Consider the following 16,917-nt stretch of genomic DNA (forward strand, 5'->3'; position numbering starts at 1 on the left):
CTGGTGTTCCTCGCACCGGAAGCCGCACGGGTAGGGCCGGGCGGGCACGGCGCCACAGGTGGGGTTGCCGTGCTCGCATGACGGCGGAGGATCGTTTCTGCCCCGACGCATGCTCACTGTTCGGCCTCGGCGGGCGCGGCCTCGATGGCGAGGGGCGCGTCGAGGTCCAGATGTCCGGCTTGTACGGCGGTGGTGACCAGCTCGCGCCCGTCGAGTGGCTGACGCTTCGATGGGCGGGTGAACGTCCACCGGTAGTAGCGGCTGCGGGTCGGCTTGATCATCACGCCCGGCACGTCGTGTACGAGTCCCGTCGCCACGTCGGCGTACTGAGGGGCGCCGGCCGCGTCGACGGCGGCGAGGACGGCGGCGGCGAACGTCTGGTCGACGACGGTCTCGGTTCGGGCCGGGACGACCCGGAAATCCCAGTGGTCGGGGTAGTTGTCGCGCACCCACGCGGTGAACGCCTCGCGGTCGGTCACCTGCGCCTCCGCCTCGCCCCCGACGCGGGTCACGTTGGCGAACTTCGTGTCGTCGTTGAGAGTGATGTCGGCCTTGGTGCTGCGGGTGGCCTTGTACTGCTGGTCGAGCAGCTTTCCGGCCTCGCGGTTGACGTCCTCGTACAGCACCTCGGCTTGGTCGAGCTGGGCCCGCATCGCCTGGCGGCGGCGCAGGACGGCGGCGAGGTGGGCCGGGTCGGGCGCCTCGACCTTCTGTTCGGTGACGGTCATCGGGCACCCCTGGCGGCCTCGACCTTGGCGCGGAACTGGTCGAGCTGGGCCGCTGTCGCCTGCTCGACGGGCAGGCCATAGACGCTCTCGAAATCGGCGTCGAGAGTCACAAGGTGCGCCCGGCTTGCGGCGAGCCTGAGCCGCTGCTCGGCGTCGGCGGCGGCCTGCTCCGAGGTGGCGACGGGAGCGGCTATGGAGCCCCCGGCCGGGGCGTCCTGCTGCTTGGCGCCCGGCTTGTTCCCCCCGATCGCGGCGAGGCGGGCGAGGTGCGCGCGGTCGGCCCCGGCGGCCTGCGCCGCGTCGTACAGCTTGCGCACGGCGGCGACGTCGTGCGCCCTGTGTGCTTCGAGGATGTCGTCGAGCTGCGACAGGTACGGGCCGGGCGCTCCCTGCTGGCGGGCGGCATCAACGATCGCGGCGAGGGCGGCGTCGTCGGTGGCGGTGGTGGCCTCGGCGAGATAGTCGCGGCGCGGGGTGGCCGGCTGGGTAGGTGCCGGGGCGGGCGGCTGCTCCCACGGGCCGGGTTCGGCGCGCTCTGTCCGGCGCGGCTGCTGCCTGCCCTGTCCGCGCTGCTGGCGCTGCTGCCTGCTCTGGGCGTGCTCGGCGCGGTGTTCGGGCGTCGGCTGTACGGGGTGGTCGCGGTCCCCGTCATCGATGCTGCGTCCGTCGACGGGCAGCATGAACAGGGTGAACAGAAGGTATTTCAGGGCCGCGCTTTGGGCTTTGTTCGTCGACTTGTCCGCGAAGTCGGACGCCTCGCCCGGAACCTCAGATATCAGGCAGTCACCCGCCGGTCCGTAGACGCGGTATCGCATCGTGATGTTGGTCCGGGTCATCTTCCCGTCGCGTTCCTGTCGCTGCCCGGCGATGGTCGGCAGGATGAACACGCCGTGGGTGCGGAGCGGGCCAGCCATGGCCGACATGACGTCGTCGATGCCTCGGAACTTGTAGTTCTGCTGGGTGTTCTGCTGGTTCTTCCCCACGGGCATGGTGTCGCGCATGACTGCATTGATCGCAGCGAAGATCCGCGGGGCTTCGGCCGGCGCACCCTCGGGGGCGGGCTCGTAGGTCGTGGGGGCCGGGGCCGGAAGGGCGGCCGGACCGGTGACGGCCTCGATCAGGCGCGCGGCCAGTTCCGGCGACACGCGGGGGTCGGTAAGCGGCGTGGGGAGAGTCGTCACGGTCATGCGCGGTACCTGTCCTTGGTGAGGCGGGAGAAGACGGCGAGCTTGGTGAGGCGGGTGGCGTACGTGATCGCGTCGTCCGGGGTGAGCTGGGCGTCGACCTGGGGGGCGCTCGGCAGTTCGTCGAGCAGGGCCTCGCGGGTGGCGTCGGCCTGGGCGGCCCGGATGTTCCGCTCGTACTCCGGTATGTCCTCGCTGCACTCGGCGAAGTCGACGGCGGCCACGTGGGCGGCGTGTGCGGCGAGCAGGTAGCCGACTCCGATGGGGTCTTCGGCGTAGGCGAGGGCGAGATCGTCGACCAGCGGGGCGAGGCGGTCGGCGATCGGCCAGCGGACGGCGCGGCCGTCGGCGGTGAGCTGAGGGGCGATCATCTGGCGGCCCGGGGTAGCGTCGGGGGACACGTCTAGCTGCTCCTGTGGTGGGCGTGTGGGCCGTTCCGGGTCGTGTCCGGGGCGGCCCTTTTCGTGTTTCAGGCGGCGGCGCGGCCGGCGGTCGCTCGCTCGGCGCGCTGGCGGCGCTCGATGCGGCGCAGGACCAGTTCCGCGGCCGGGTCCAGGCGTCCGGCGGCGCGGTCGAGGTCGCGGCGTTCGCGGGCGGCGTCGAGGATGCGCCGGAAGTTGGTGCACGCCTGCTCTTTGGTGATCAGTGCGGCGCTCATGCGGCGGCCTGCTCGGGGATCAGCGCGTCGGAAGTCAGGCCGTAGGTGCGTTCGATGGCGGCGAGGCCGACGGCGTTGGGGGTGTTCCGGCCGGTGACCCATCGGTAGACGTTCAGGTACGGCACTTCCAGCTGCCGGGCCATCTCGGCGGGGCCGTGGTGTCCCCTGGCCTCCGCAGCGGCTATCAGAGCCTCAGATGCAAAAGACATGGCAAATTCCTCCCGTGACACGAACTGACGTTCTCCGTTCGATGGCAGGAATCTAGCATGCTTCTGTCATGTGTGACATGAGTTGAGAGTGCAACAGTTCAGTTTCGAACAACCGACAAGATCCGGACGTAACTGGTCAGTGCGGCCCTGAGCTGCTGCGCACTGTGAACTGACGATTACGCAGGTGACAGGGGGTGGGCGCGGCCGTACACTCGACTCGAAAGTCCGTTCGAACATGAGTCGGAGCGGTCCGCACGCACGGCCAGGACTGGGGAAGGGGGCGGGCTATGCTCTTGCCGAGTTCTTGGCACTTCTTTCTGTCACGCGCGATACATTTCACGTATGACAGAAGATCGCCACGCCCACACGCCACAGACGTTCGCCGCATGGCTGCGCGAGATGATGGCCCGAAGGGGTTACGTCGAGCGAGGTAGTCAGGGGAGATTCGCCCGCGACGCAGGAATGCCCGAAGGCAACCTGTCCCGGGTCCTACGCGGCCTGCCCGGATTGCCAGACATCCGTACGACCCTCACGCCCATCGCCCTTGCTCTTGATGTCCCCCTTATCGAAGTCCTCGTGCGCGCGTCAGTGCTGAGCGAGGACGACGTCGCCGCCCTCACGAACGCCCGACTAGAACCCATGCCCATCACCACAGAGCGGGCGGCGGCCGAACTCGGCATCAAGAGCCCCGAGGGCGTCGCCATGTTCGACCGCACGGTGCGCGGTCTGCTCGCCACCGAACCACCCACCAACAGCACCACGAGCGACCGCGCCAGCGGATAGCAACTCAGGAAGGCCCATCACTGCCATGATGATCACCCGCGAACAGATCGCCACCGCCTCAGCCGGCGCCGTACTCCTGAGCAGCGCCGCGCTGGCTGTTCGAGGTGCCGTCAGCGATCCGCGCCCAGGGCGCGCGTGCATGGCTATACGGGTGGGATTCGGTGCTCTGGCGCTCGTGACCATCGCCCGCAACATCCGGGCACGGAAGCAGGCCAACGACACCGCGAACAGCGCTCTTCGAGAGGGCTACACGCTTGGACTCACCCACGCCACGCACGGGTTCGTCTTCCCTCCCCCGGACAGCCAGAGCTAGGGCGCCCCCGCACATGACGCCGCAGCCACCGTGTCCGCCGTGCCCCCGCAAAGCGGGCCGGCACCCACCGAAGGGAAGCCCCAGACGCCATGACCACGCTCCTCCAGGTAGCCGAACCCGATCTCTGGGTCGGCTACATACGAGTCAGCACGTGGAACGAGGAGAAGATCAGCCCGGAGATCCAAGAGGACGCCCTAAGAGGCTGGGCAGCACGCACGGGCCGGCGCCTCGCCGAGCCCCTGGTCGTGGACCTCGACGCCACCGGCCGCAACTTCAACCGCAAGATCCAAGGCGCCATTGAGCGCGTCGAGCGCCGCGAAGCCAAGGGCATAGCAGTCTGGCGGTTCAGCCGCTTCGGCCGCAACCGCGTCGGCAACAACGTCAACTTGGCCCGCCTCGAAGCCGTCGGCGGACAGCTGGAGTCCGCGACCGAACCCGTCGACGCCCGTACGGCCCTCGGCGAGCTGCAACGCGAAATGATCTTCGCGTTCGGCAACTACGAGTCCAACCGCGCCGGAGAGCAGTGGCGCGAGACCCACGAGGTCAGGCTCAAGAACCAGCTACCCGCCACCGGCCGAGCGAGGTTCGGGTACGTCTGGCACCCCAGACGCATACCCGACGCCACCGCGCCGACCGGATGGCGCCTCCAGGACGAGCGCTACACCCTCCACCACGAGTACGCCTCAGTGGCAGAGGAGATGTTCGAGCGCAAGCTCGCCAAGCCCGTACCCCAGGGGCTCAACACCATCGGGCACTGGCTCAACGAAGAACTACGGGTCACCACCCTGCGCGGCGGCCTGTGGCACACCAGCACCATCAGCCGATTCATGGACTCAGGCTTTGCCGCCGGCTACCTGCTCAGCCACGACCGCGAATGCACCTGCGGCTACGGCAAGGACCCCAAGATGTCCAAGTGCCCCAACGGCCGGATGCTCTACCTGCCCGGTGCACAGCCCAAGATCATCGAAGACGACGTATGGGAGGAGTACAAGGCACACCGCAAGCTCACCAAGAACAAGCCGCCACGGACCCGGAAGGCGACCTACACCCTTACCGGCCTGCTCCGTCACGGCTACTGCCGCCACCACATCAGCCACGCCAGCGCCACCCGCAACGGCGCCCAGGTCCCCGGGCACTGGCTCGTGTGCAGCCGGAACAAGAACGTGTCCAAGATCGCCTGCCCCAAGGGCATCAACGCCAAGCGCGAGGAGGTCGAGGGCCAGGTATACGACTGGCTAGAAGAGGTCTGCGCGCCCGTCGTCGACACGGTGCCGACAGTCCCCGGGCAGGCCACCGCGCCGAAGGAAGATCCCCGCCTCGCCGCCAAGCGTGAACGCGCGTGGATCAACGCCGAGTTGAAGAAGCTCGACGCGGCTATCGATCGGCTGGTCGAGGACAACGCCATGGACCCGGACAAGTACCCGGCGGACGCGTTCGATCGCGTACGGAACAAGCTCATGGGAAAGAAAGGAGCACTGACCAAGCAACTCGCGGAACTCGGCGAGGTCGAGGCAACGCCCACCCGCGAGGACTTCAAACAGCTACTCGACGGCCTACTCGCCGAGTGGGATTCGTTCCTGCCCATCGAGAAGAACGCCATGCTCGAATCGGTAATCCGGCGGGTCGTCGTCTACGACGTCCGCTCGGAGGATTCCCGGTACATCAAGATCCGCACCGAGGTTCACCCGCTGTGGGAACCCGACCCGTGGGAGCCCAAGAAGGTCTGTCGCGGCCCGTTCGGCACGCGCGCCGGCTGGTCGTCGGCCGCCCTGTTCGAGCGCCCCGCCGAGTTCGACAACGAGCACCAGGCGCAAGGCGAGCCGGTACCTGCGGCCTAGCGACCGCGCCGTTTTCATTTGCCCCTTTGCGCGCACAGTCCCACGTGAACGCGTGGGGGCTGCCGCACGCCACCTTCATGACCGGCATCAACATGCTGATGCCGGACCGGTTCCTGCAGCCCGCCCCGCTCGCCGAGATGATCGAGCGGGAGAAGCCGACGCACGCTGCGGCCGTCCCCACCATCTGGCAGGGGCTCCTCGCCGAGGTCACCGCCCATCCCCGCGACCTGAGCTCGATGAAGCAGGTCACCATCGGCGGCGCGGCCTGCCCGCCCTCCCTGATGGAGGCCTACGACAAGCTCGGTGTCCGCCTCTGCCACGCCTGGGGCATGACCGAGACCTCCCCGCTGGGCACGATGGCGCACCCGCCGGCCGGGCTGAGTGCCGAGGAGGAGTGGCCCTACCGGATCACCCAGGGCCGCTTCCCGGCGGGCGTCGAGGCCCGGCTGATCGGCCCCGGCGGCGACGTCCTGCCCTGGGACGGCGAATCGGCGGGCGAGCTGGAGGTGCGCGGCACCTGGATCGCGGGCGCCTACTACGGCGGGTCGACGGGCGAACCCATCCGCCCCGAGGACAAGTTCAGCGCGGACGGCTGGCTCAAGACAGGTGACGTCGGTGTCATCAGTACCGACGGCTACCTCACCCTGACCGACCGGGCCAAGGACGTCATCAAGTCCGGCGGCGAGTGGATCTCCAGCGTCGAGCTGGAGAACGCGCTGATGGCCCACCCCGAGATCGCCGAGGCCGCGGTCGTGGCCGTCCCCGACGACAAGTGGGGCGAGCGCCCGCTGGCCACCATCGTCTTCAAGGAGGGCGCGACCGTCGACTACGAGGGGCTGCGCGCGTTCCTCGGCCAGTCCATCGCCAAGTGGCAGCTGCCGGAGCGCTGGACGGTCATCGAGGCGGTCCCGAAGACCAGCGTCGGCAAGTTCGACAAGAAGGTGATCCGCAGGCAGTACGCGGACGGCGCGCTGGACGTCACGAAGCTGGACTGACCGCTCCCGGTCCGCCCTTCAGCCCGTTCAGCCCTTGGTGAGCCATGGCCGCAGCAGCCTGCTGACGGCGGGCATGGCCACATAGGTCATCAGGGTGCTGAAGACGACGGCGAACGCCGCCGTCCGCACCACGAAGTGCAGATCCACCAGGTACGGCCCGAGCACCGCGTTGCCCGCCAGCGAGATCGGGAAGATGGCCAGCCCCGAGCTGATCGCCATCTTCCACCGCGGCGGCGCGGGCCGGGTCGTACCCGGCTTGGCGAACCACGTCTCCATGCCGTGCAGTTCGCGGCGGGCTATCTCCGTGTGGTGGTGTCCGAGGCAGTTGGAGAACCACTCCGCCCGCTCCGCCGAGTCCTGCCAGCGCTGGAACGCCGCCTGGTTGCGGAAGCGGTGGACCAGGAACCACGGCCCGCCGGCCCGCGCCGGGCGGAACAGCCCGTACCCGAGATGGTCCGGGAAGCCCGCGGCCGTCTCCAGGATCCCGTGCGCCCAGGCCTCGAAGGTCTCCTCGTGCCCCGGCTCCACCTGCCGCGCGATCAGCAGGTTCACCTCCCCGTTGTCGGCGGGGACGGTGTGCTCGCTCGTGTGGGTCGTGGCCATCGGGCCAGGATGACTAGTTGGTGCCGATCTTGGCCAGCAGGTCCACGATGCGGCCCTGTACGTCCGCCGTCGTGGCCCGTTCGGCGAGGAAGAGCACGCTCTCGCCGGACGCCAGCCTCGGCAGCTCGGACGGCTCGATACCGGCCGTCGTGTAGACGACCAGCGGGGTGTGGTTCAGCTGCCCGTTGGCACGCAGCCAGTCCACGATCCCGGCCCGTCGGCGGCGTACCTGCATCAGGTCCATGACGACCAGGTTGGGCCGTATCCGCGTCGCCAGCTCCACGGCGTCCGTGTCGGCGCCCGCCCGCGCCACCTGGAGGCCGCGCCGCTCCAGCGCGGCGGTCAGCGCGGTCGCGATCTCGTCGTGCTCCTCGATCAGCAGGACCCGGGAGGGGTGCTGCTCGCTGTCGCGCGGAGCGAGCGCCTTCAGCAGGACGGCCGGATCGGCGCCGTACGCCGCCTCCCGCGTGGCGTGCCCCAGCCCGGCCGTGACCAGCACGGGCACCTCGGCGGCCACCGCTGCCTGGCGCAGGGACTGCAGGGCGGTCCGGGTGATCGGCCCGGTCAGCGGATCCACGAACAGCGCGGCGGGGAACGCGGCGATCTGCGCGTCCACCTCCTCGCGGGAGTGCACGATCACCGGACGGTAGCCGCGGTCGCTGAGCGCCTGCTGCGTCTGCACGTCGGGCGCGGGCCACACCAGCAGCCTGCGCGGATTGTCCAGCGGCTCCGGCGGCAACTCGTCGTCCACGGGCCGCGGCACGGGCCGGTTGACCACCTCGACGGCGCCGCCGGGCCCGTCCAGCGGCTCGGGGCCCTCGTCGGAGCCCGCCTCGGGGGCTCCTATCGCGAAGGCCCGCCCCTGCGGAGCGGGCTCGGAGAGCCGGCGACGGCGGCCGGAACCCGAACCGGCGGGGTCCACGGAGACGCCCTGTCCGAGGGTGCCGAGCGCGCGCACACTGATCGGCTGCGCGGCCTGGCCCTCCGCCGGAGTGTCCTGAGACTGCCGGGCCCCGGGAACCGCGACCTGGCCGGAGGCCGTGTCGCCGTCCTCCGGAGCGGTGCGGGCCGCCGGAACCGGCCAGGCCGGCGCGTTCGTCAGAGCCCGCCGCCGCCCGGTCGGATGTACGGGGTCCCCCTCGGCCGCGGCCGACGGCGCGGCCGGTGCTTCGTCCTCGGCCGCGGGCGCGCCCAACACCCGCCGGCCACGCCGCCCACCGGGGGCTTCGGCCTCGGCATCGGCCCCGGCCGGTGCGGATGCCGAACCGGCCATCACCGGATCCTGCGGAGCCGGGGCCGCGGGCGCAGCCGGGGCAGCGGGGGCAGCGGGGGTCGGGCCGGGCGGCAGCGCGAAGCCGCCCTCGGGAGCGATGGGCCGCACCGGAGCCTGGGCGGGAGCGGGAGCGGGCCCGAGCCCGTTGGCCGGCACGGGACCGCCGGGCTGCGCCGGACCGGCCGCGCCCAGCGCCCGCCGCCGTCCCGCGGGATGCTCCGTCAGCGGTACCGGGGGCACGGCGGGAACGGCGGGCAGCGCGGGCACGGCGGTGCCCTGCGGGGGCACGGGCCGCCCCGGACCGCCCTCGCCAGTGCCGTCACCGGCGCGGCCACGGCGCCGGCCTGTGCCCAGCCCGGCCGGGTTCACCGGGGACTGCGCGAGCTCCGGCCCCGTCTCGGCCCCCGCGCCGGCGTCGCCGGCCCGACGCCGCCCGGACGGCAGCGCCAGCGCGGAACCGCCCTCGGCGGCCTTCTCTGCGCCGGGCGCGCCCGAACCGGCGGCCTCGTCCTCCAGGAACGCGTCCACCCCCCGGCGGGCCCGCCGGCCTCCGGAGACCCGGCCCGCGGGGGCCGTCTCGGCCGGGGGCTCCTCCTCCGCCGGCTCCGGCAGGGTGACCGTCCCCGCGCCCGAGCCCAGCGGCAGCTCCAGCACGTACGCACCGCCGGGCGCGCCAGGCACCTCGACCGTCTGCAGCACGCCGCCGTGCGCGGTCACGATGCCCCGCACGATCGGCTCGTGGACCGGGTTGCCGCCCTCGTACGGCCCGCGCACCTCGATCCGTACGACATCACCGCGCTGCGCGGCGGCCACCACGATCGTCGAGTCGCTGTACCCGCTGCCCTGGCGGGTCTTGCCGGTGGCGTCCACCCCGGCGACGTCCGCGACCAGGTGCGCGAGGGCCGTCGCGATCCGGTCCGCGTCGACCTCGGCCTCGATCGTCGGAGCGTGGACGGCGAACTGGGCGCGCCCCGGACCGATCAGCTCGACGGCGCCGTCGACGCCCGCCTTGACCACGCCGTTGATCAGGACTTTCTTCTTCTTGAGCCGGTCGGTGCCGGAGTCCAGGCGCTGGAAGCCGAGCACGTTGTCCACCAGCGTGCTCATCCGGGAGTACCCGGCGGCCAGGTGGTGCAGCAGCTGGTTGGCCTCGGGCCACAGCTGCCCGGCGTCGTCGGCGGCCAGCGTCGCCAGCTCCCCGCGCAGCTCGTCCAGCGGCCCGCGCAGGGATTCGCCGAGCACGGCCAGCAGCTGCGCGTGGCGCGCGGCGAGGGCGTCGTACGGCCGTCGGTCGGTGAAGGTCATGACCGCGCCGACGAGCTGCTCCCCGTCCCGCACGGGCGAGGTGGTGAGGTCCACGGCGACCGGCTGTCCGGCCTTGTTCCACAGGACCTGTCCGCGCACCCGGTGCTTGCGCCCGCTGCGCAGGGTGTCGGCGAGCGGGGACTCCTCGTAGGGGAACGGCGAGCCGTCGGCGCGCGAGTGCTGGACCAGCCCGTGCAGTTCGCGGTTGCCGAGGTCGGTGGCCCGGTAGCCGAGGATCTGGGCGGCGGCCGGATTGACCAGCACCACCCGTCCGTCGGTGTCGGTGCCGACGACGCCCTCGGCGGCGGCCCGCAGGATCATCTCGGTCTGCCGCTGGGAGCGGGCCAGCTCGGCCTCGGTGTCCACGGTCTGTGAGAGGTCCCGTACGACGAGCATCAGCAGCTCGTCACCGGTGTAGCCGGGCTGCGGCTCGCGGTAGGCGTCGCGGCCGTCGAGGTGGGCGCTGGTGACCTCGACGGGGAACTCGCTGCCGTCGGTCCGGCGCGCGACCATGCGCTTGGGCCGGGCGCGGCCGCCCTCGTCCTCGCCGGGCCGGCGCATGGAGCCGGGGATCAGCTTGGAGTCGAATTCGGGCAGGAGGTCGAGCACGCCCCGGCCGACGAGCCCGGTGCCCGGACTCTCCATGACCTCGAGAGCGATCGAATTCGCGTTGACCACAGTGCCGTTGGCGTTGACGAGCAACAGCGCGTCCGGAAGTGCGTCGAGTATTGCTGCGAGGCGAGCAGCGCCTCGGGATGGCCTGCTGCTCACGACGAGCTTCCTCCCTGACCACGACTACTGGCATGTCACGGGAGGAGTCTAAGGCCACAGTCCCGCGATGAGGTGGCCGATGTGCGGCGGATACGGCCCGCCACGAGCATCCTCCCAGGTCAGGAACGCCCGGGCGGAAGCAGAGGTTCCAACTCTTCCCAACGGCTGATCTCGCAGCCGTTCGTCCGGCGGAAGTGCGCGTCCACCTTGCGCCCCCGCCAGGTCCCGGTGATGTCGGCGGTGGCCGGGCCCCCGTACTGCATGCGGCAGATCTGCCGGTCGGAGACGGGTGCGAAGGGGTCCTTCCGCTCCTTGGCGAGCTGGTCGAGCTTCGCGCAGGCCTGCTCCGCCGAGGGGTGGTTGCCGCCCACGGGGTCGCATTCGAGTTGGTACTCGCGGTCCATCCGGCGGTTGCCGGTGTTGGCCATGGTGATCGTCAGCCGGTCGGGCGCGGCGAGCAGCCCGCTCAGGGGCTCGGGCAGTGGGGGCAGCGGGCCGAGGGCCGCGGCGGCCAGGGCGGAGGTGACGGCGAAGCCGGCGAGACGCAGCATGGGGCACTCCAGGTCGTCCGTACGTCGTACGCCTGACCAACGACTCGGGTCCGCCGACGTTGCGTGCCGAGGGGGTTTAAGGCTTTGCCCTTCGCCCACCCCTCCTAGTACCGTGGGAGCGGATTGGTGAGGGGCCCTGCGCCTGTGTCATCATCTGCACGCACCTTCGTACGCGAAGGTGTGCTGGAGGCGTCGCCTAGTCCGGTCTATGGCGCCGCACTGCTAATGCGGTTTGGGGCTTACACCCCATCGAGGGTTCAAATCCCTCCGCCTCCGCACTTCACGAAGCCCCGGTCCTCATGGACCGGGGCTTCGGTGCGTTCCGGCCCCGCCCCGTTCCGCCCCGACATCTGTGCGACCTCCGAACCGTCCCGATCGGAGCCAGGGCGGCCGCACGCAGCTTCCGAGGGCACTTCCCGCACCCAACCGGATGATCTTCTTCCAGAGCATTTCTGCAGGTCAGTGCTGGTTTGCCTAATGGATTTCGCGTCCCGGCGAGGTCCATGTATTGTTGTTCTCGCAAGGCCAACGGGGCGCAAAACCCCGGCGGACAAGCACTCGTAGCTTAACGGATAGAGCATCTGACTACGGATCAGAAGGTTGCAGGTTCGAATCCTGCCGAGTGCACGCTGATCAGAAGCCCCCTGGGATTATCCCAGGGGGCTTCTGACATCAACGGGTGACATCAACGTGGATGCTGGACCGTTCAGGTCTTGGACGGATCCTCCGGTGCCGCATCCTCCTCCTGGGTGGAGTCGTCAAGCCCCAGTGCATCGTCCATCCGATCGGCCGCGGCCCTGAGCGTCGTCTGCATCACGTGCGCGTAGGTGTCGAGCGTCATCGTGATCGTGCTGTGCCCGAGCGTCTCCATGATCGTGCGAGCATCCACGCCCTGAGCGAGCAGCAGTGAAGCGCACGTATGGCGCAGGTCGTGCACGCGCACCCGGCGGACCTTGGCCTTGGTGCAGAGGAGCGTGAGCATGCGGTTCAGGCTCCGGGGGTCGGTGGCCCGCCCGGTCGACGTGGTGAAGATCAACCCGCTCGGCTGGTGATCGAGTGGCTTCCACTTCTCGCCGGCCACCTTCCGTTCCTTCTCCTGCTGGGCCCGGTGCGCCTTGAGGGCGTCCACGCACCGCTTCGGGAGCGAGACCGTACGAATGGACCGTGCAGTCTTCGGGGTGCCGAAGAGCAGCTCCCGCTTGATGCGCTGGAGATTCCGCCGTACCCGTAGCTGTCCGGCGGTGAGGTCAACATCGCCCCACGTGAGGCCGAGAACCTCACCGCGGCGCAGGCCGGTCGACACGAGCAGCAGCCAGAGCGCGTACAGGCGATGAGGCTTTGCGGTCTTGAGGAGGATTCGAGCCTCTCCCGCGTCCAAGGGGTGTACCTCTTCTCGCTTCACGGTGGGGGTCTCCACGATCTTGGCGACGTTCCGCGCGATCAGCTCCTCGCGCATGGCCTGCTGGAGCGCGGAGCGGAGTACTGCGTGCACGTACTGGACGGTCCGCGCCGAGGGACTGCGCTTGCAGCACCGGCCCACCGCGCAGCAGCTGCGATCCTCCTTTGCACGGGCGGCGTCAGCCCCGCGCATGCAGCACAGGCATCCGGCCTTGAAAGTGGCGAGGAAGAGCCGCACATCCGAGGGAGAGAGCCGATTGAGACGCTTCTTTCCGAGGGCCGGTCGGATGTAGAGGCGAGAGAGCCCCTCGTAGCTGCTGAGCGTCGCAGGCTTCAGGCGGTTCGGCGCGATTGCTTCGAGCCAGTACGTCAGGTAGTCCCCGAACGCCATGGCGGACGTGGCGGCCGGGATGCCCTGCCGGGTCTTGTCCTGCATTTCGATGAGCTTGTCGCTCACCTCCTCGCGCGTCTTGCCGTAGGCGAACTTCCGCACCCGCGTGCCGTCAGGCCGGTAGACGTACGCTGCCGCCTGGTAGCGGCCGTCCGTGCGCTTGGTGATGGTGCCTTCCCCGTTCGCGCGCCTCTTGGCCATTAGGCAGCCTCCTCAAGCTTGTTGTGGATGTAGGTGTGGAGGGACTCGAGGGGGATGCGGCGTGCACGTCCCTCGGTGAAGCTGGGCAAGGCGCCGGACCGGATCAAGTCGTAGATCTTGAAGCGACTGAGCCGCAGCGCTCGCATCGCTTCGGGCACGGTCACGACCTCATGGGTCGTGGGCAGGTCGACACTCAACGCAGCCTCCGGGCGAGATGAGTTCAGACCACATTGCGTTGAGTCGCGTCTCAACGCGTCTCAGAGGTGGTCTGCGGGGGGTTGAGACGCGTTGAGTCGCGACTCAGGGGAATGTGGATCGGACTGGTTGAGCGTGATCCCGCTGTAGGCGGGCACCTGCCGGCCGTACTGGTCGCGGGGACGGGTACGGCGGAGCTGGGGGACGACGGACTGGAGGTTGCGGCCGAATACCTGCTTGGTTCCGGCGCGTACGCCGTTGTCCTCGGCCCACTCCCGCCAGACGGCCCACAGGGCATCGACGGGCACTTCGCAGGTGGGCCCGGTGGTGCAGTGTTCGCGTACGAACGCGCTGGTGGGGGATGCGGTGTCCTGCATGATCATGACCGCGTCCCGGGAGGATTCCGGCTGTGTGATCCGGCCGGTGCGCTCCAGGCGGGCCAGGCCTTCGAGGGCCCAGTTGAGGATGCCGGGCATCTCCGCGGCGAGTTTGGCGTCCAGGCCGGTGTCTTCCCTGCCGAGCCAGGAAACGGTCAGGTTCAGCACGATGAACCGGCGGGCGATGACACCGGAGGAGTCCCCGAAGGTGGGCAGTTCGTTGGTGAGGACCATCAGCCGTGTGGGGAGCTTGCCGGTCCAGACATCGCGGTACTTGCGGTCGATGTCGATGGTGTCCTCGCCCGAGATGGTCAGCAGCCGCTCCACCACGCCACTGTCGTTCCCGGACAGGCGCGCATCGGCGATGACGGCGAGCGGTTTCCCGATCAGGGACGCGAGGCCGAAGTTCGTGCCCAGTGCCGAGAGGGGCGGGCCGGCGATGTTCTCTTCGCCGACCATCTCTTTCATGACCCGGGCGATGGTGCCCTTCCCGGAACGGGTCGGACCCTTCAGAAGCATGATCTTCTGCTGGTCGGTCCGGCCGGACAGGACATAGCCGAACCATTCCTGCAAGGCGGCGATTGATGCGGGATCGTCGGGCCACAGCTTGTGCAGAAAGCTGTCCCAGTTCGGGGCGACTGCTTGCGGGTCGTAGTCGAAGGGGACGGAGACGATGTTGAAGAACCCCGGGGTGTGGGGCAGCAGTGCCCGGTCCCGGATACGCAGGATCCCGTTTTGGCACGCGACGATCGGACTGCGGTCCGCCGCGGCTGACTCCCGGTCGATCCAGGAGGGTGCGTCCACCTCCGTGGGCAGGAGGGTGATCGCGAAAAGGGCATCCAGAAGGTTGCTGAGCTTGGTACGGGTCGGAGCCCAGTCCCGGACCTCCGGCAGACCGTCGCTGTCGGTCCCCGCCACGTAGGTGGCGTGCTCCAACTGCTCATACAGCCTCTTGCGCATCTGCAGGTCCTCGAACTCGCGCCAGCAGGTGCCGGTCCAGCGCATCCACGATCCCCGCCAGCGTCGGCAGAGCAGGCGTCCTTCCTCGTCCTCCCAGCCGGGCAGGATGCGGCGGGCGACAGCCATGGGGTTGGTCGGAGCGGGCATTTTCTCGGCGAGGCTCATGCGGCCTTCCTCCTTTCCTGCGGGGTGGGGATGAGGTGGCAGACGATGCGGTGCTGTTCGTGGTCGGCGATCAGGGCGAGGGCCCGTGTCTGGCCTGCGACGAACAGGTCCCGTCCGCAGGCGCACCAGGACCGGACGGACGGGGTCACGCCCCGCCCGGGGGTGTTGATGTGGAGCCACGCCACGGGCCGGCGCCCGTCATCGGCGCGCGGGTCAGGGCGAACGGACGAAAGGACGCCTTCGGCGACGACCTTCAGCGCGCCACTGCCGTCGCTAGCAAGGGCCGGTACGGCGGAGCCGGGGCCGGCGGTCACGATGCCCTCACTAGCCCGGCGCTGAATCCGTTCCTGACGGCACGCTCGGCGTACGCCTCGGGGACCCCGACGGAGGCGGCCGCGTCGATGACCTGCTGACCGAGGATCTCCAGGCCGCACGGCCCCGGGCAGGCGGTGTGCTGGGCGGCGAGGAAGCGAGCGACGCCGTAGGCGGTGCTGCCTGCGCCTTGCTCGCGACAGGCGGACACCTTGGCAAGGCCTCGTTCCAGGCCGGTGCGGACGAAGGTGTCGGTGTGGCGGCAGCCGGTAGCGACGGATCGGTCCCATGTGGCGCGGGCGGGAGAGGAAGAGTCCACCTCCCCGCGTCGGGGGTGGGTGGGCTCTTCCCTCACGACCAGCGCGCGGACGGCGTCCGGCAGAACGCTGATGGGGCCGTGGCCGGGGCCGTACCAGCGGGCGTAGGCCATGCGGGACTTGATATCGACGCCGGGCCGGACCTTGTTGGCGGACTGCATGGCGCCCCGGTAGATCCAGTGCTGCCCACGAGTCGTCGGGACCACCTTGGTCCCGGGGAGGGTCTGGCGGGCCCAGGTGACGGCGTCGGCGTTGTCGAGGTCCACGACGGTGAGCCCAGCGCCGCCGGGATGGTAGGCGACTGCTCCGGCCTGCTGCCAGGCGCGTGCCCATGCCGGGGACGTGAGGACTACGGGGTCGGTGGTGGCAGCAGCCCAGGCGTGGCAGGGGGCGGGGCACTGGCAGGAGCCAGCGGCCTTCATGTGCGGTCGGTCGCCGCACGCCGAGTCCGCGCAGGTGTGGCAGTTGCCGAACGGGAGCTTGCCCTCCCGCAGCGGCAGTACGGGCAGGCCGATCCCGGCGAGCCAGAGCGCGGTGCGGAAGTGCCCGGTCGCGGCCCTCATGCGGCCACCGCCCCGGACAGGGTGCGGGCGAGGAACGCGCGGCCGATCCACTCGGAGTACGCCGGGGGGATGGCCTCGGTCAGCTCCTCCCGGACGTCGCTCCAGTCGATCCCCATGGCCGCCTGCATCTCCGGCACGGTGGCCTTGCCCCCGCCGGAGCCATACGCGGCGACGTACGGGCCGTCGAAGTAGTCGCCGTGGCGCCAGCCACGTACCCGTCCGCGATGCTTGGGGTGGAACGGCCGGGGCGTGGTCCAACCGCCCAACTCGAAGTTGCGGTGGCGGAGCACGCCGAGTCCGAACATCTCCCCGCAGAGCGAGAGGTCCTTGCGGATGACGGCCTTTCCGTTGGGCTGCTCGATCACGTACGGCAGTCCGGACGCGTCGAGAAGTTCGCGGGTGGGGGCCACCAGGTCGACATGGGTCCCGCCCCAGCCTCGGGACGTGTTCGTCCCTACGGTGAGGGAGCAGCCCTTCTGGCACGGCGGGGAGGCGTGGGCGATGCCGAACCGCCGGATCTCGCCAGACTCGATCAGGTTGGCGAGGACGGTGAGGGCGTCGCCCTGCCGGAAGGTGAAGGGGTAGTTCGGGCGTGGGCGGATGTCGACGCCGGTCACGTCGAACCCGGCCCGGTGGTAGCCCATGCTGGCGCCGCCGGCGCAGCAGAACAGATCCAGTAAGGCCGGTCGCTCGCGGTCTCGCCGGATGTCGGTGGTGTGGGTCATTCTGGTCTCTCCAGTTCTTGAGCGTTCTGGATGAGAGCGGCCCCGCTTCATTGGCGTGAGAGGGGCCGCTCTCGGCTTGTCAGGGGAGTGATGCGGAATCCC

17 protein-coding genes, 2 tRNA genes and 1 pseudogene are annotated in these 16,917 nt (G+C 70.0%); 6 read left to right on the forward strand and 14 right to left on the reverse strand.

Going from position 1 to position 16,917, the window contains the following annotated elements; translation table 11 throughout:
• Nucleotides 1-113: 113 nt before the first annotated feature.
• From ACTVZO_RS22280 to ACTVZO_RS22300, 5 genes are all read right to left on the reverse strand, one after another.
• Entirely contained in the window at nucleotides 114-728 is a 615-nt protein-coding gene (locus ACTVZO_RS22280; RefSeq protein ID WP_443300072.1) for a hypothetical protein, read from the reverse strand.
• On the reverse strand, nucleotides 725-1,915 hold the full coding sequence (locus tag ACTVZO_RS22285) for an ERF family protein (RefSeq protein WP_443300073.1): 1,191 nt from the start codon (nucleotides 1,913-1,915) through the stop codon (nucleotides 725-727). The genes ACTVZO_RS22280 and ACTVZO_RS22285 overlap by 4 nt, the downstream gene beginning before the upstream one ends.
• Nucleotides 1,912-2,313, reverse strand: coding sequence for a hypothetical protein (locus ACTVZO_RS22290; RefSeq protein WP_443300074.1), 402 nt, complete (start codon nucleotides 2,311-2,313; stop codon nucleotides 1,912-1,914). The genes ACTVZO_RS22285 and ACTVZO_RS22290 overlap by 4 nt, the downstream gene beginning before the upstream one ends.
• 68 nt (nucleotides 2,314-2,381) lie before the next feature.
• The gene (locus ACTVZO_RS22295; RefSeq protein ID WP_443300075.1) at nucleotides 2,382-2,570 is read right to left on the reverse strand and encodes a hypothetical protein; all 189 of its coding nucleotides are present in this window, start codon (nucleotides 2,568-2,570) and stop codon (nucleotides 2,382-2,384) included.
• Complete coding sequence (locus ACTVZO_RS22300) at nucleotides 2,567-2,779, reverse strand: hypothetical protein (RefSeq protein ID WP_443300076.1); 213 nt, start codon at nucleotides 2,777-2,779, stop codon at nucleotides 2,567-2,569. The genes ACTVZO_RS22295 and ACTVZO_RS22300 overlap by 4 nt, the downstream gene beginning before the upstream one ends.
• 342 nt (nucleotides 2,780-3,121) lie before the next feature.
• On the opposite strand from ACTVZO_RS22300, the gene ACTVZO_RS22305 reads away from it, so the two are divergent.
• The 4 genes and pseudogenes from ACTVZO_RS22305 to ACTVZO_RS22320 all read left to right on the forward strand — a co-directional run.
• Nucleotides 3,122-3,562 (forward strand): helix-turn-helix domain-containing protein, encoded by a 441-nt coding sequence (locus tag ACTVZO_RS22305; RefSeq protein ID WP_443300077.1) that lies wholly within the window; start codon nucleotides 3,122-3,124, stop codon nucleotides 3,560-3,562.
• Between the two features lie 25 nt (nucleotides 3,563-3,587).
• Complete coding sequence (locus ACTVZO_RS22310; RefSeq protein WP_443300078.1) at nucleotides 3,588-3,875, forward strand: hypothetical protein; 288 nt, start codon at nucleotides 3,588-3,590, stop codon at nucleotides 3,873-3,875.
• Nucleotides 3,876-3,964: 89 nt separating this feature from the next.
• The gene (locus tag ACTVZO_RS22315) at nucleotides 3,965-5,713 is read left to right on the forward strand and encodes a recombinase family protein (protein WP_443300079.1); all 1,749 of its coding nucleotides are present in this window, start codon (nucleotides 3,965-3,967) and stop codon (nucleotides 5,711-5,713) included.
• A gap of 35 nt (nucleotides 5,714-5,748) precedes the next feature.
• Nucleotides 5,749-6,708: pseudogene (locus tag ACTVZO_RS22320) on the forward strand (AMP-binding protein); the annotation flags it as partial.
• Nucleotides 6,709-6,735: 27 nt separating this feature from the next.
• Here the strand turns inward: ACTVZO_RS22320 and ACTVZO_RS22325 are convergent.
• The 3 genes from ACTVZO_RS22325 to ACTVZO_RS22335 form a co-directional block, all read right to left on the reverse strand.
• A complete protein-coding gene (locus tag ACTVZO_RS22325; RefSeq protein WP_443300080.1) occupies nucleotides 6,736-7,311 on the reverse strand; it encodes an antibiotic biosynthesis monooxygenase in 576 nt (191 codons plus the stop codon).
• Nucleotides 7,312-7,324: 13 nt separating this feature from the next.
• Nucleotides 7,325-10,660, reverse strand: a complete 3,336-nt coding sequence (locus tag ACTVZO_RS22330; protein ID WP_443300081.1) for a PAS domain-containing protein — start codon at nucleotides 10,658-10,660, stop codon at nucleotides 7,325-7,327.
• 119 nt (nucleotides 10,661-10,779) lie between these two features.
• Entirely contained in the window at nucleotides 10,780-11,211 is a 432-nt protein-coding gene (locus ACTVZO_RS22335; RefSeq protein ID WP_443300082.1) for an SSI family serine proteinase inhibitor, read from the reverse strand.
• A gap of 185 nt (nucleotides 11,212-11,396) precedes the next feature.
• Between ACTVZO_RS22335 and ACTVZO_RS22340 the strand changes: the two genes are divergently transcribed.
• Nucleotides 11,397-11,487, forward strand: a tRNA-Ser gene (locus ACTVZO_RS22340).
• Between the two features lie 278 nt (nucleotides 11,488-11,765).
• Nucleotides 11,766-11,838, forward strand: a tRNA-Arg gene (locus ACTVZO_RS22345).
• A gap of 79 nt (nucleotides 11,839-11,917) precedes the next feature.
• Here the strand turns inward: ACTVZO_RS22345 and ACTVZO_RS22350 are convergent.
• Genes ACTVZO_RS22350 through ACTVZO_RS22375 form a run of 6 tightly spaced genes read right to left on the reverse strand, consistent with a single transcriptional unit; the run spans nucleotide 11,918 to nucleotide 16,815 of the window.
• Complete coding sequence (locus tag ACTVZO_RS22350; protein ID WP_443300083.1) at nucleotides 11,918-13,201, reverse strand: tyrosine-type recombinase/integrase; 1,284 nt, start codon at nucleotides 13,199-13,201, stop codon at nucleotides 11,918-11,920.
• Nucleotides 13,201-13,398, reverse strand: a complete 198-nt coding sequence (locus tag ACTVZO_RS22355; RefSeq protein WP_443300084.1) for a helix-turn-helix domain-containing protein — start codon at nucleotides 13,396-13,398, stop codon at nucleotides 13,201-13,203. Before ACTVZO_RS22355 ends, ACTVZO_RS22350 begins: the two co-directional genes overlap by 1 nt.
• A gap of 60 nt (nucleotides 13,399-13,458) precedes the next feature.
• On the reverse strand, nucleotides 13,459-14,898 hold the full coding sequence (locus tag ACTVZO_RS22360; RefSeq protein ID WP_443300085.1) for a DNA primase family protein: 1,440 nt from the start codon (nucleotides 14,896-14,898) through the stop codon (nucleotides 13,459-13,461).
• Nucleotides 14,895-15,212 (reverse strand): hypothetical protein, encoded by a 318-nt coding sequence (locus ACTVZO_RS22365; protein WP_443300086.1) that lies wholly within the window; start codon nucleotides 15,210-15,212, stop codon nucleotides 14,895-14,897. Before ACTVZO_RS22365 ends, ACTVZO_RS22360 begins: the two co-directional genes overlap by 4 nt.
• Nucleotides 15,209-16,090 carry a bifunctional DNA primase/polymerase gene (locus ACTVZO_RS22370; RefSeq protein WP_443300087.1) on the reverse strand — a complete coding sequence of 294 codons (882 nt, stop codon included), beginning with the start codon at nucleotides 16,088-16,090 and terminating at the stop codon, nucleotides 15,209-15,211. Before ACTVZO_RS22370 ends, ACTVZO_RS22365 begins: the two co-directional genes overlap by 4 nt.
• The gene (locus ACTVZO_RS22375; protein WP_443300088.1) at nucleotides 16,087-16,815 is read right to left on the reverse strand and encodes a DNA methylase; all 729 of its coding nucleotides are present in this window, start codon (nucleotides 16,813-16,815) and stop codon (nucleotides 16,087-16,089) included. The genes ACTVZO_RS22370 and ACTVZO_RS22375 overlap by 4 nt, the downstream gene beginning before the upstream one ends.
• Nucleotides 16,816-16,917: the final 102 nt, after the last annotated feature.

Origin of the sequence: Streptomyces sp. IBSNAI002 (assembly GCF_052244475.1) — a bacterium.
In the GTDB taxonomy this organism is placed as follows: domain Bacteria; phylum Actinomycetota; class Actinomycetes; order Streptomycetales; family Streptomycetaceae; genus Streptomyces.